Raw genomic sequence first — 13400 nt, 5'->3', positions numbered from 1 at the left:
GGCGTTTCTCAATCAAAACATCGTCCGCACCGAGTGGACTGTGACGACGCCAAGCCTGACCTTGGCGGATGGGGCGGTCGAGGGCGAGGCGCCGTTCCAGTCCTTCGAGATTCTGATCACGCCCGACACGACCGAGCGCGACCGCGGCTACCTTGCCCTGGCGCGGATCGGATCGGGCAGCATCCTGTACGGTCCCGCCGTGACGTTGCGGGGCATGGACGCCGAGCTGACCGCGCGCCCGGCGGCGGGCGAGACGGCCTTGCCGATGTCGAAGGCGGAGAAGGGCTCTGTCTATCTCGGCCCTCAAAGCCAGGTCGAGACCTATCCCGGCGCCAGGCTGGTGATCGGCGAGACCGTGTCGCCGACCTTGGCTGGGATCATGCGCGACGGCTTCTTCGCGGCCCAAGCCTTTTTCGGCGCGCGGCTGGGACGGGATCTGCCGTATGAGCCGGTGCTGTTGGTGACGACCGACAGCCCGGGGCCGGTGGATTTCCGCGGCGACGTGAGCGACAGCGGCGTCATCTCGACCCGGTTTCACGGGGCGGCCTGGGACGAACCGCCAGCGCACGTGGCGGCCGGCCTGGCGACCTTCGTCTGGCATGAGACCTTTCATCTGTGGAACGGACATCGGCTGGAGAACCGGGACGGCGAGGCCGCGCCCTGGCTGCATGAGGGCGCGGCTGAATACGGCGCCTGGGCGGCGGCGGTCTCCACCGGCGCGGTGACGGAGACGGCGGCGCATGAGGCCCTGTCGCAACGGTTGAACGGGTGCCGCAAGGCCTTGGGCGACCGCGATTACGACCCGGCGCGGCTGCGCTCGGGGTCGGCGGTCTATGATTGCGGGACGGTGGTGCAGTGGCTGGCCGATCTGGAGACGCGCCAAGCGTCGTCAGGCGCGCGGGATGTTTTCGACCTGTGGAAGGAGGTCTTGGATCAGGGCATGGCGGGCGACGGTTACGGCGTCGCCGAGTTCCGCGCCCGGCCTGAGGGCGAACGCGCGGTCGCCCTGCTGATGGATGGTTCAGGAGCGACGCGCTGGGACGGCGTCGCCGCGCGGCTGGCGGCGCTGGGCGTCACCCTGGAGGAAAAGCCTTCCCCGGACGAGTATCGCGCGGCGGCCCTGTTCCACCTGAACGGCGAGAATTGCACCGGGGGGAGCACAGGCTTCTATCGGACGGAGAAGGGCGTGCGGCTGGACACGGGCGACAAGTGCGGCGTCCTGTCGGGCGATCCCTTGCTGGCGAAGGTCGAGGGTCATGATCCGATGACGGACGCGACGGCCATGTTCTTCGCCGTCCAAGCGCGCTGCGCGGCCGCCTCGCCTGTGCGCTACAGCACGCAGGAGGGGCGGATGATCGAGGCGAAGTGCGACAGGCCTTTGATCGCGCCCCGGGCCTGGAGCGTTACGGGCGCCCCGGCGCTGGCGACGCGAATCCAGTGACTGGTCGCGCGACACTGGAGGGAGAGTCTGGCGAGGGCGGCGCGGCTCATTCCTCCATCGCCTCGAACATGGCTTCGGCCTCGTCGAAGGTGTCGTAGTCGAGGCGTTCGGGCGGGCGCAGGATGACGAAGCGGCTGAGGACGGGCGCGTCCGGCTCGCGGCGGCGATCCCACTGCCAGAAGCTGCGGTCGATCCGGCTTTGCAGCAGAGTCCAGTCGCCGTCGTCGGCGGGCGGGCGCGGCGTGTGGATGGTCATGCGTGGTCAGCTCCCCTGCTGGCGGCCGCAGCAAAGCCTGTGCGGGCGCGGGTTGTCAAAGCCGGTGTGCTGTTCCTTCCCCCCTTGTGCGAGAAGGTGGCCGAACGGAGTGAGGTCGGATGAGGGGTTGCGAGACCTCAGCCTCGGCCTCTCGTCAAACCTCAAACAGACCCCTCATCCGTCCGGCTTCGCCGTCCACCTTCTCCCACAAGGGGAGAAGGGATGTCAGTCGCCCTTCGTCCCTGACGTATGCGCCGGGCCGCGGAAGACGGCGTTGAGGAACAAAGGCTTCAGCCCTTCCAGGAAGGCGCGCATGGTTACGTCCTGGGTGAAGGCGACGACCTGGCCGCGACCGACTTCGGAGGCCATGGCGACGGGCTTGTAGGCCAGCTGGCGGCGGTTCTCGGCCCACAGCTGGCCGGACGCCAGCACCTGATCCGGTCCGGCCAGACGCACGACGTTGGTCCCCTGGTCGCGGGCCAGCGGAGTGTAGATGTCCGAGCCGCGCACCATGACGCTGAGGGTCGGGGCGACGCCCGCGCCCAGCCAGTGTTCGTTGTCGACCACGGCGCTGGCCAGGACGCCGGCGACCGGATCGGGCGCGCCGCCGTGGTGGCCGGTCAGGGCCATGTATTCGGCGTCGGTGGCGATCTCGCTGCCGCCGTCCTTCTTGTCCTTGTCGCCGTCGCCGGAGACGGCGCTTTCGCGGCGGCTCTCCAGCAGCTTGGAATCGGGGTCGGTCAGCAGGCGGCTGGCCGAGCCGACGCCGATCAGGACGCCGCCCGCCTGGACCCAGGCGCGCAGGTTGGCGACGCCGCTCTCGCCGAGGATCTGCTCATAGTTTCCGCCCGACGGCAGGATCAGCACCTGGTAGCGGGACAGGTCGGCGTTCGCCAGGCGGCGGGTGCGGACGGCCGTGACGGGCCAGCCGTATTCGCGCTCCAGCACATGACGGATGGAGCCGGCGGATTCCGGCTCGGTCGGGTCGTCCCAGGCCATGGCGACGCGCGGGGCGGCGATGACGGTGGCCTTGTCCGAGCCGACGCTGGGGCCGCTGGAGACCCACGAGGTGGCCAGCGGCGTCACCTGGGTGCCGCTGCCGGCGGCCAGACGGCGGACGCGCTCGTCCAGGTCGGCGGGCGAGCCGGCGCGCGGCACGATGAAGGTTCCGCCCGGATAGGCGCGGCCGTCCAGGGTGAAGGGCTCCTCGACCGAGCGGACCGGCAGCTTGTCCGTCAGGGCGGCGGTCAGGAAGCGCATTCCCGCCGTGCCCGGATGGATGGCGTAGCCGTAGGCCGCGTCGCCGGAGGCCACGGCGGCGGGACGGATCAGTTCGGGGCCGATGGCGGCGGTCTGGACCGACGGGGCGCCGGTGCAGCGCTGGCTCGGCACATTGAACAGAAGCGGAAGGGACCAGCCGGTCAGGTCGTAGATCTCATCGCCCAGGCCGCGCGCGCGGCGGGCCTCCTGTTCGGCCAGGAATTTGGGGTCCAGCGGCACGTCCTTGGCCAGCAGGGTCTCGGCCATGCGGCGCTGGGGCTGGGACAGGTTCACCACGTAGTCGCCCGCCTGATAATTCTGGCCGCAGGCGGAGAAGGCGGCGGTCGCGCGCCCGACCTCCAGCCCCGAACGCACCAGCAGGCCCGCCAGCTTGTCGGCGGCGGCCGGATCGGCGGCGGCGGAGCGCGACAGGACATAGGCGCCGCGCCCGCCCGAAATCCCGTCGCGGTGGAAGGCGTAGAAGTCGCTGAGCAGCTTTTCGCGGTCGCGGGCGGCGGTCTCGATGGTCGACAGGGTGGCGGTCAGATGGCCCTTGACCGTGTCGGCGTAGGTCAGCATCTCGCCTGACGAGCGGCGCGCCAGCAGACCGCGCGACGAGCCCTGCTCATAGGTCATGGAGACGGCGCCGAAATAGGCGGGCCAGCCGTCGCCGTAGCCGGGATAGAAGGCGTCGAAGGTCTCACGGGTGAAATAGTCCAGTCCGGCCTGGTCGAAGCGCCCGGCGGTGTTGCGGCCGAACCGCTCGCGCGCGTCCAGGATCGGCGGATAGATCCACGGGTTCAGCGGCTGGGCCTCGGGCGGGAAGAAGAAGCTGGAGTCGGTGCCCATCTCGTGGGAATCGACCACCACCTGCGGCCGCCATTCGCGGATCAGGGCCGAATGGCCTTGCGTCTCGGGCTGGGACTGGATGAACCAGTCGCGGTTCAGGTCGAACAGATTGTGGTTGAAGCGGCCGGACGGCCAGGGTTCGGCCCGCTCGGCTGACAGGGGGTCGCCGTTGGGCTGGGCGCCGAGGCCCGCCTCGAAGCTGTTGATGAAGCGCTCGCGCCCGTCGGGGTTCTGGGTCGGGACGAAGACGACCACGACGTTCTCCAGCCAGCCCTGCGCCTCGGCGTCGAGGCTGTCGGTCAGGCGGCGCGCGGCGATCAGGGCGGCGTCGGCGGGGCTGATCTCATTGCCGTGGACGGAATAGGCCATCCAGACGATGGCCGGGGTGTCGTTGATCAGGGCGCGGGCCTGCTCGGGCGAGGTCTTGCGCGGATCGGCCAGGGCGTTGGTCGCGGCCTTGATGGCGTCTAGCCGGGCGATGTTGCGCGGCGAGCCGACGGCGGCCCAGAACAGGGGGCGGCCTTCCCACGACTGGGCGTAGTCGCCCATGACCATGCGGTCGGGATTGGCGGCGCGCAGCGCCTCGAAATAGCGGCGCACGTCGGCCGAGCGGGTGATGCGCTCGCCGCTGTCGTGGCCGACGACGGCCAGAAGTTCGGGCGGATTCTGTTGCGCCAGGGCGGGCGCGGCGCCCAGGGCCAGGCTGAGCGCCAGCAGAGAACAGGCGACGCGGCGACGATACGGCATGAGAATACTCCCCCTACGGAACGCCGACCTTAACCGTGGAGCCGAGGGGAAGGGAAGCGGCGTCGCGCCGTCATTTCTTCCGCTTTTAAGCCAGAACTCAGCGGTAAGCGCAGGCGCGGCGCCATCGCCGAGCGACCGTCTCACCGCTGATAACAGGTGCGCCCTTATGACGAATGGGTTGAAGCCGTTATCCGGCCTATGGGCGTGATCTCCCGTCGCTAGCGTATGTTTCCTCCATGATTTCCCTGCAGAATCTCGAAGGCTCCGTGGTCGTCGTTTCGGGAGCCGGCAGAGGCTTGGGCGCAGCCCTGGCCATCAGTCTGGCCGAAGCAGGGAGCCGGCCGATCCTTTGCGGCCGCCGTCGCGAGGCGCTCGAGGGCGTCGCCTCGACCATTCTGGAGCGCACGGGCGTGCAGGCGAAGGTCGTTGAACTGGATCTCGGCGACGCCGCCAGCGTGGCGCGGGCCGTGGCGCAACTGAAGGCCGAGCACGAGGTCGTCGACATCCTGATCAACAACGGGGCGATGTGGCTCGAAGGGAGCGCGGAGAACCATCGTGCCGAAGAGGTGCTCGGCGTGGTGAACGCCGCCGTCTCAGGAACCTTCCTTCTGACGCAGGGGCTGATGCCCCTGCTGCGCGGATCGAGCCGCCCGGACATCGTGACCATCGGGTCGATCAGCGGCCTGCCCGGCGCGGCGATCCAGACCGCGTCCTTGCCCTTTTACGCCGCCAAGCGCGCGCAGGCCGCCCTTGCTGAAGGCTTCGCCCAGATGCTGGCCGGGACGCCGGTGCGATCCCTCGTCGTTCACCCGCCCTATCTCGATGACGTCGAGCCGGGCGCAGAGGCGTGGGAGACTGCGTCCGAGCGCCGCAAGGGCGAGCGCGCCACCAATCGGGACATCGTGGAGGCGGTGCTGTTCGCCGTGACGCGGCCCCGGCACGTCTCCCTGTCGATTGCCGTCGACGCCGACGAGGGCGGGCGCTTTTCACATCTCTAGGCGCCGATGACCGCCTCTGCGGGCGATCATGCGCTGATGTCAGATAGCGAAGGTCGTTGACAGTCTCGTACAGTATGTCGCATACACTGTGTGTCACACACTATGTGGCGGCAGGTGAGGCGGCGCCGTGGACCGGGAACTGTTCGAGACGATGCGGCTGGAACTGCGGCGCGGGACGCTGGTCCTGGCGGTGCTCGCCTGCCTGCGGACCGAACGCTACGGCTACACCCTGCGGCAGGCGCTGGCGGCGGACGGGCTGGAGATGGAGGAATCCACCCTCTACCCCCTGCTGCGGCGGCTGGAGGGACAGGGGCTGCTGACCAGCGAGTGGCGCGAGGAGGAGAAGCGAAAGAAGCGCTTCTACGTCCTGTCGCCGGGGGGCGAGGCCATGCTGGCCGCCCTGACCGAGGAATGGCGCGGCATCAACGCCTCGCTGGAACGGATTCTCTAAAAGGGATGGGAGTGGGCGCGATGGACATCATCGAACGCTATCTGGAGGCCGTGGCGGCGCAACTGCCGACCGAGGACCGCGAGGACATCGTCGCCGAACTGCGCGACCTGATCCTGAGCCGCGTCGAGGCGCGCGAGGAGGAGCTGGGCCGGGCGCTGAACGATGAGGAGAAGGAGGCGATCCTGCACGAAATCGGCCACCCGTTGATCGTCGCCGCCCGCTATCGCAAGGGGCCGGACAGCCTGATCGGCCCGGAGCTGTTCCCCTATTGGCTGTTCGGGGCCAAGGCCGGGCTGATCGTCATCGCGGCGGTTCAGGCGCTGGGGCTGCTGATCAGCGTGCTGGGCGCGCCGGCCGATTTCGGGCGGGCGATCAGCCAGGCCTTCCACGGCTTCTTCTCTGGAGGGCTGACCCTGCTTGGGGCGCTGACCCTGGCCGGGGCGATCATGGAGCATTACGACATCAAGCCGACCTGGCTGACGAAATGGCGGGTGCGCGACCTGTCGGCCTTCGGTCTGGCGGATCCGGCGAAATGGGGCGCGTCCCTGTCGGGGTCTGAGAAGGCCAAGGCCGAATGGCTGCCGAAGGGCGCGCGCGTCTGGGGCGTGACGGCGAACGACAAGCCGGGGCTGGAGGCGCTGGCCTCGCTGATCGTCGGAGGCGTCTTCGTGATGTGGTGGATCGGCGTGATCCGCTTTCCGGGTCTGGGCGCGTTCTCCTTGAGAAGCGGCGCGGTGGGGATCGAGGCGGCGCCGGTGTGGGCGGCCCTGTACGGCCCCATCCTGGCCCTGGCCGTCGGCGGCATGGCGGTGGACGCGGTCAGTCTGATCCGCGGGCGCGAAGGGCGGTTGACCTGGCTGCTGAAGATCCCGCTGGCGGGCGCGGCGCTGTGGGTGCTGTGGCGGCTGTTCGATGCGGGCTGGTGGCTCACCCTGACCCAGGGCGCGGCGAGCGCCCGCGTCGAGGGCGGGGCGACGAACATCAATCTGGACGCCCTGCGCGCGGTGAGCGAGGCCGGTCGTGACCTGGATGGCACGGCCCTGACGCTGGGTACGGTGCTGACCTGGGTGTTCGCGGTGATGGCGATCAGCTTGGTCGTCAACATCGCGACCTATGTCTGGCGGCTCGCGACGACGCGCGAGGGGTGAGCCGTTGAGCTGCGGCGCCGTCATGTCCGAAAACCGCGAGACAGGGCGGCGCGGCGGGCGCATGTTGCGGGTATGGAAAACGCCCGCGACACGCTGGATCAAGAGGCCTGCTACCGGGCCGTCCTGACGCGCGACCCGCGCTTCGACGGACGCTTCTTCACCTGTGTGAAGTCCACCGGAATCTATTGCCGCCCGGTCTGTCCGGCGCGTACGCCCAAGCGCGAGAACATGCGCTTCGTCGCCAGCGCGGCGGCGGCCGAGGAGGCGGGCTTTCGCGCCTGTTTGCGCTGTCGACCCGAAACGGCGCCCGACATGGGGGCGTGGCGCGGGACGTCCAATACGGTCAGCCGGGCGCTGAACCTGATCGAGGCGGGCGCGCTCGATGAAGGCGACGTCGACGCCCTGGCCGCCCGTCTGGGCGTGGGCGAGCGGCACCTGCGCCGCCTGTTTCGCCAGCATCTGGGCGCCGCCCCGGTCAGCGTGGCCCAGACGCGCCGCGTCCTGCTGGCCAAGGCCCTGATTCACCAGACCGATCTGCCGATGGCCGAGGTCGCCATGGCGTCCGGCTTCGGCAGCGTGCGGCGCTTCAATGAGACGTTTCAGGCCCTGTATGGACGGCCGCCGTCGGCGCTGCGCGCGCGGGCCGAGCGGCCGTGGGATGGAGGCGTGCGGCTGAGCCTGCCCTATCGTCCGCCCTATGAGGTCGAGGCCATGCTGACCGCCCTGAAGGCGAAGGGCGAGACGGTCGAGGGCGGGGTCTGGCGCCGCGTTCTGGCCCCGGCGACGGACGGGGCGGCGGGCGAGGTCATGGCCCGGTTCGAGGCGGAAAACCGGCTGGCGGTGACGGCGGCGCTGGATGACCTGAAGGCCCTGCCGGGGGTGCTGGCGCGGGTGCGGCGGCTGTTCGACCTGTCGGCCGATCCCGAGGCGATCCGCCGCGACCTGTCGGCGGACCCTGTGCTGGCGCCGCTGGTGAAGGCGCGGCCGGGGCTGCGTCTGCCGGGCGTCTGGAGCGACGAAGCGGCCGACATGGCCAGCGACCGGCTTGAGGACGAGCGGCTGGCGGGGCGGGCCGAGCAATGGCGGCCCTGGCGGGCCTATGGCGTGCTGCACCTGCGCGAGGCGGGGATCGACGGCATGACGATCATGGAGAACGACGATGAAAAAGACGCAGCCTGAAGCCTTTACGCTGGATCGCATCGCCACGCCGGTGGGCGAGGTGCTGCTGGTGACGGACGCGGACGGCGCCGTGCGCGCCTTCGACTTCACCGACTATGAGGCGCGGATGATGAAGCTGTTGGCCCGCCACTATGGCGAGGCGCGGCTGACGCCGGGGCGGGCGCCCGAAGCCGTTCGGAGCGCCATTATCGCCTATTTCGACGGCGATCTGACGGCGTTGGACGGCCTCGCCGTGAAGACGGGCGGCACGGAGTTCCAGCGCGCGGTCTGGGCGGCGCTGCGGACCATTCCGGCGGGACGGACCTGGAGCTACGGCCAATTGGCCCACGCCATCGGCAAGCCCGCCGCCGTGCGGGCCGTGGGCCTGGCCAACGGCGCCAATCCGATCGGCGTCATCGTACCCTGCCACCGGGTCGTCGGGGCTGATGGAACCCTGACCGGCTATGCGGGCGGGCTGGAGCGCAAGCGGTGGCTGCTGGCGCACGAAGCGTCGCAGGAGGGAACGGTGCAAGGGGCGTTTGCGCTAGACTGACAGCGCCCTCCCTTTCGGCGCTCATTTCGGGAGTCTGATGATGAACCTGCCCAACGGGGCCCTGGTCGCCGTCGCCGACGGCGAGAAGCTGAGCCTGTTCCGCAACACCGGCCACAACCTCGACATCCAGCTCAAGCCGATGGCGACGCCCGAGATCCCCGAACGCCTGTCCGGCGCGCCGGGCCGCCGTTCCAGCGACGCCAACCCCGACAACGACACCCAGGCCGAGGACGGCTTCGCCATGGGCGTGGCCGAGGCGCTGAACCACATGGCCCTGACCAACAAGATCGAAGCCCTGGCCGTCGTGGCGGCGCCCAAGACCCTGGGCCAGCTGCGCAAGCATTGGCACAAGACGCTGGAGCAGCGCCTGGTCGGCGAGATCGCCAAGGATCTGGCCGGCCGCCCCGCCGAGGAAATCGCCGAGGCGATCAGCCGGGCGTAGGCGCTGGGGCAAGCGCGAGAGTGACGGGGACGGTTCAGGCCGCCCCGTCCAGAAACAGGCGGCAGGCCGGGTTGTCGGTCTCGTCGACGTAGGGGTAGCCCAGTTCGTCCAGCGCCGCGCTGAGGGCCGCCTGTTGATCCGGCGGGACGCTGACCCCCGCCAGGACCCGGCCCGCATCGTCGCCGTGGTTGCGATAGTGGAACAGGGTCAGCGCCCAGGCGGGCTGCAGGCTGTTGAGGAAGCGTAGGAAGGCGCCCGGCCGTTCGGGGAACTCGAAGCGCAGCAGACGCTCGTGCGGCAGGCCGATGGTGCGGCCGCCGACCATGTGGCGGACGTGCAGCTTGGCGGTCTCATTGTCGCTCATGTCCACGACGGAATAGCCGTCGGCGGTCAGGTGGCGCAGCAGGCTCTCGCGCTCGGCGGCGCCGTCGCGCAGGGCTACGCCGACGAAGATCTGGGCCGCGCCGTCGCCGGACCAGCGGTAGTTGAATTCCGTGATGGAACGGCCGTCGAGGCTGCGCAGGAAGCGGTGATAGTCCTCGCGTCGGTCGGGCATGGAGACGGCGAACAAGGCCTCGGCGCCCTCGCCGATCTCGGCCCGCTCGGCGACGTGGCGCAGGCGGTCGAAGTTGACGTTGGCGCCCGAGTTGATCGCCACCAACGCTCCCGATCCGGGATGGCGCGCGGCCCAGGCCTTGAGCCCGGCGAGGGCCACGGCGCCCGACGGTTCGGCCACGGCGCGCACGTCGTCGAAGATGTCCTTGACCGCGGCGCAGATGGCGTCCGTGTCCACCAGCACGATCTCGTCCAGCAGGTCGCGGCACAGGCGGAAGGTCTCGGACCCGGCGCGGCGCACCGCCACCCCGTCGGCGAACAGGCCGACCTGATCCAGATCGACCACGCGCCCGGCCTCGATGGCGCTCTTCATGGTCGGGGCCTCGGCGGGTTCGACGCCTATCAGCCGCGTCTCAGGACGTAGGAAGCGGACGATGGCCGCCACCCCCGCCGCCAGCCCGCCGCCGCCGATGGGAATGAAGACGGCGTCGATCGGGTCCGGGTGCTGGCGCAGGATCTCCAGCCCGACCGTGCCTTGTCCCGCGATGACGTCGGGGTCGTCGAAGGGATGGACGAAAGTCGCGCCGGTCTGTTTTTCCAGCGTGCGGGCGTGGGCGTAGGCGTCGTCGAAGCTTTCGCCGTGCAGCACCACCTGGCCGCCCAGACCCTGGACCGCCGCCACCTTGATGCCCGGCGTGGTGGTCGGCATGACGATGGTCGCCGCCGCGTCGCGCCTAGCCGCCGCCAACGCCACCCCCTGCGCGTGATTGCCCGCCGAGGCGCAGATGACGCCGCGCGCCAGTTCGGCCTCGCTCAGGGCCGCGATCCGGTTGTAGGCGCCCCGGATCTTGAACGAGAAGACCGGCTGCAGATCCTCGCGTTTCAGCAGGGCGGGGCGCCCGATCCGCGCCGACAGCCGCTTCAGCGGATCGAGCGGGGTCTCTACAGCCACGTCATAGACGCGGGCGGTCAGTATGCGGCGGACGGTGTCTTGCACGATGATCTCGGTCAGGCGGCGCAGGGGAGGATGAAGCGTGTCCCGGTCTAGGCGATGCTGCGGCGCATGAGAACGAAAATTGCGTTCCAGCCTTCTCCCCTTGCGGGAGAAGGTGGCGACCGAAGGTCGTCGGATGAGGGGTTTCGCAACCTTGAGCACTGGGCTTTAGCTTAATGGAAGGCGCAAAGAGACCCCTCATCCGTCTCGCTGCGCGAGCCACCTTCTCCCGCAAGGGGAGAAGGATGCGCGTCGTTGATTTCCCTTGCGCCGTGTGCGGAAGAGCCTACATTGCGCCTGCTTATGCTAAGTTTGAGCATAAGTCGGAGCCGCGCAGACGGCCGATAGGGAGTAGGGACGATGGCGGACGGCGCTTTCGGTCTGACGAAGGAACTGGCGGAAGAGACCGCCCCGGTGTGGGAGAAGGTCAAGGACCACGTCACCCCGCTGGAGTGGCCCGAGCAGGCGCGGCTGATCAGCGAGATCAACCGGCTGAAACGCGAGCGCGACGCGGTCATCCTGGCCCACAACTATATGACGCCCGAGATCTTTCACGGCGTGGGCGACTATGTCGGCGACAGCCTGGGGCTGGCCAAGGAGGCCGCGCGTTCGGACGCCAAGGTGATCGTTCAGGCGGGCGTTCACTTCATGGCCGAGACGTCCAAGATCCTGTCGCCGGACAAGACGGTGCTGATCCCCGACCTGCGCGCGGGCTGTTCGCTGGCGTCCTCGATCACTGGGGCGGACGTGCGGCTGATCAAGGAGCGGCATCCGGGCCTGCCCGTCGTCACCTATGTGAACACCACGGCCGATGTGAAGGCCGAGACGGACATCTGCTGCACCAGCGCCAACGCCGTGCAGGTCGTCGAATGGGCGGCCAAGGAATGGGGCGTCGACAAGGTCATCCTAATCCCCGACGAATATCTGGCGCGCAATGTCGCGGCGCAGACGACGGTGGGCATCATCGCCTGGGCGGGCCATTGCGAGGTGCACAAGCGCTTTACGACGCAGGACATCGCCGACATGCGCGACGCCTGGCCGGACGCTGAAGTTCTGGCCCACCCCGAATGCCCTGAAGAGATCCTGCGCGCCGCCGACTTCGCCGGTTCGACCGCCGCCATGACGGAGTATGTCGAGAAGCGCCGACCTAAACGGGTGGTGCTGATCACCGAATGCTCGATGGCCTCCAACATCAAGGGCGACGTGCCCGAGGTGGAGTTCGTCGGGCCGTGCAACCTGTGCCCGCACATGAAGCGCATCACGCTGGAGAACATCCGCGACTGCCTGCTGCACATGCAGTTCGAGGTGACGGTGCCGGATGAGATGCTGGAGAAGGCGGCCCTGGCGGTGCAGCGGATGATCGACCTGCCGCCGCCGTCGAAGCCCGCGCGCTACGACCTGGTCAAGGCGCGGCATCATGTCGATGTGGAGCTGATCTGATGGCCCTGTCCGCAATCCTTCTCCCCTCGGGGGAGAAGGTGGACGGCGGAGCCGGACGGATGAGGGGGACGCCAGCCACGCCCTCGCCGTCTCGCCCGTATCCGACAGCCCCCTCATCCGAGGCGCTGCGCGCCCCACCTTCTCCCCGAGGGGAGAAGGATGAGCGTTGAGGGGCCTTGGGGGGCTCGCGACGGGTCGACGCCTGCGCCTGCGCCAACGCCGGAGCGCGAGGCCCCCCGTTACAGCGCCCGCCATGAAACGCCGAGCGAGGACAAGGGCCAGCACCCGGTCTGGGCGGTGGTCTCGACCCTGCTGATGGCGGGTTTCCTGTGGTTCCTGACCGGCAGCTGGGTCGTGGCGGGGGCGGTGCTGTTCGGCCTGTTCGTGCACGAGTACGGCCATGTGCTGGCGATGAACCGGGTCGGCATGGGGCCGGCGCGCATCTACATCATTCCCTTCCTGGGCGGACTGGCGAAGAGCCAGCGCGAGCCGAAGAGCGAGTGGCACGGAGTGCTGGTGTCGCTGGCGGGGCCGGCGTTCGGCCTGCTGGCCATGATCCCCTTCGTGACCGTGGGCCTGGCGATGAAGTCGCCGGAATGGCTGATGGGCGCCTTCTTCATCGCCATGATCAATCTGTTGAACCTGCTGCCCGCCCCGCCGCTGGACGGGTCCAAGGCGCTGGGGCCGGTGCTGACGCGAGTGCATCCGCGGCTGGAGCAGGTGGTGCTGCTGCTCATCGGCGGCCTGGCCGTGTGGTGGGGCGTGTCGACGGGGCGGTTCATCCTGGCGGTGTTTCTGGGACTGGCGGTGTTCGGCCATCTGAAGCGCGGCGTCTGGCGCGTGGCGTGGGGACGACTGAGCTGGCCCGAGGCGGGGCGCAGCCTGGCCCTCTATTTGCTGACGGCCGTGGTCTGCGCGGCGGCGGCGATCGGCGCCCTGCTGCCGCTGACGGGCGGGGCGGTCGAACCGGCGTTCGAGATGGGCCTGCGGTTCTTCGGACTGGGAGGCCGCTAGGCGAATGGCGCGCATCCGGCATGACGGGCCTCTGATCATCGGCGGCGGGCTGGCGGGCCTGTCGGCGGCGCTGGAGGCGGCCGGGGCGCTGGGG

General features: G+C 69.4%; 12 protein-coding genes. 9 read left to right on the top strand and 3 right to left on the bottom strand.

Features of this window, described 5'->3' with window-relative positions; all coding sequences use genetic code 11:
- Positions 1 to 1441 (top strand): hypothetical protein (locus BDIM_RS13155; RefSeq protein ID WP_211205989.1); only part of this gene is annotated, 1441 nt, incomplete at its 5' end.
- A 46-nt stretch (positions 1442 to 1487) separates the two neighbouring features.
- Here the strand turns inward: BDIM_RS13155 and BDIM_RS13150 are convergent.
- Positions 1488 to 1697, bottom strand: a complete 210-nt coding sequence (locus tag BDIM_RS13150) for a hypothetical protein (protein WP_040346158.1) — start codon at positions 1695 to 1697, stop codon at positions 1488 to 1490.
- Between the two features lie 225 nt (positions 1698 to 1922).
- Positions 1923 to 4553 (bottom strand): M14 family metallopeptidase, encoded by a 2631-nt coding sequence (locus BDIM_RS13145; RefSeq protein ID WP_003166094.1) that lies wholly within the window; start codon positions 4551 to 4553, stop codon positions 1923 to 1925.
- Positions 4554 to 4789: 236 nt separating this feature from the next.
- Between BDIM_RS13145 and BDIM_RS13140 the strand changes: the two genes are divergently transcribed.
- The 6 genes from BDIM_RS13140 (at position 4790) to BDIM_RS13115 (ending at position 9303) form a co-directional block, all read left to right on the top strand.
- Complete coding sequence (locus tag BDIM_RS13140) at positions 4790 to 5551, top strand: SDR family oxidoreductase (protein WP_003166093.1); 762 nt, start codon at positions 4790 to 4792, stop codon at positions 5549 to 5551.
- A 127-nt stretch (positions 5552 to 5678) separates the two neighbouring features.
- Complete coding sequence (locus BDIM_RS13135) at positions 5679 to 6002, top strand: PadR family transcriptional regulator (protein WP_003166092.1); 324 nt, start codon at positions 5679 to 5681, stop codon at positions 6000 to 6002.
- A gap of 20 nt (positions 6003 to 6022) precedes the next feature.
- A complete protein-coding gene (locus BDIM_RS13130; protein WP_003166091.1) occupies positions 6023 to 7150 on the top strand; it encodes a hypothetical protein in 1128 nt (375 codons plus the stop codon).
- A 72-nt stretch (positions 7151 to 7222) separates the two neighbouring features.
- Positions 7223 to 8329, top strand: coding sequence for a bifunctional transcriptional activator/DNA repair enzyme AdaA (locus BDIM_RS13125; RefSeq protein ID WP_003166090.1), 1107 nt, complete (start codon positions 7223 to 7225; stop codon positions 8327 to 8329).
- The gene (locus tag BDIM_RS13120) at positions 8310 to 8861 is read left to right on the top strand and encodes a methylated-DNA--[protein]-cysteine S-methyltransferase (RefSeq protein WP_003166089.1); all 552 of its coding nucleotides are present in this window, start codon (positions 8310 to 8312) and stop codon (positions 8859 to 8861) included. The genes BDIM_RS13125 and BDIM_RS13120 overlap by 20 nt, the downstream gene beginning before the upstream one ends.
- A gap of 40 nt (positions 8862 to 8901) precedes the next feature.
- Positions 8902 to 9303, top strand: coding sequence for a host attachment family protein (locus BDIM_RS13115; protein ID WP_223850887.1), 402 nt, complete (start codon positions 8902 to 8904; stop codon positions 9301 to 9303).
- Positions 9304 to 9337: 34 nt separating this feature from the next.
- Here the strand turns inward: BDIM_RS13115 and ilvA are convergent, their stop codons facing one another.
- Positions 9338 to 10855, bottom strand: coding sequence for a threonine ammonia-lyase, biosynthetic (ilvA, locus tag BDIM_RS13110; RefSeq protein WP_003166087.1), 1518 nt, complete (start codon positions 10853 to 10855; stop codon positions 9338 to 9340).
- A 357-nt stretch (positions 10856 to 11212) separates the two neighbouring features.
- Here ilvA and nadA point away from each other — a divergent pair, with 357 nt between their 5' ends.
- Both nadA and BDIM_RS13100 read left to right on the top strand, forming a co-directional pair.
- Complete coding sequence (nadA, locus tag BDIM_RS13105; protein ID WP_040346156.1) at positions 11213 to 12292, top strand: quinolinate synthase NadA; 1080 nt, start codon at positions 11213 to 11215, stop codon at positions 12290 to 12292.
- A 159-nt stretch (positions 12293 to 12451) separates the two neighbouring features.
- Positions 12452 to 13306 (top strand): metalloprotease, encoded by an 855-nt coding sequence (locus BDIM_RS13100; protein WP_050796728.1) that lies wholly within the window; start codon positions 12452 to 12454, stop codon positions 13304 to 13306.
- Positions 13307 to 13400: the final 94 nt, after the last annotated feature.

Source organism: Brevundimonas diminuta ATCC 11568, assembly GCF_000204035.1.
Classification (GTDB): domain Bacteria; phylum Pseudomonadota; class Alphaproteobacteria; order Caulobacterales; family Caulobacteraceae; genus Brevundimonas; species Brevundimonas diminuta.
The sequence above is the reverse complement of the archived record's forward strand: the minus strand, read 5'-3'. Positions and strand labels throughout refer to the sequence as shown.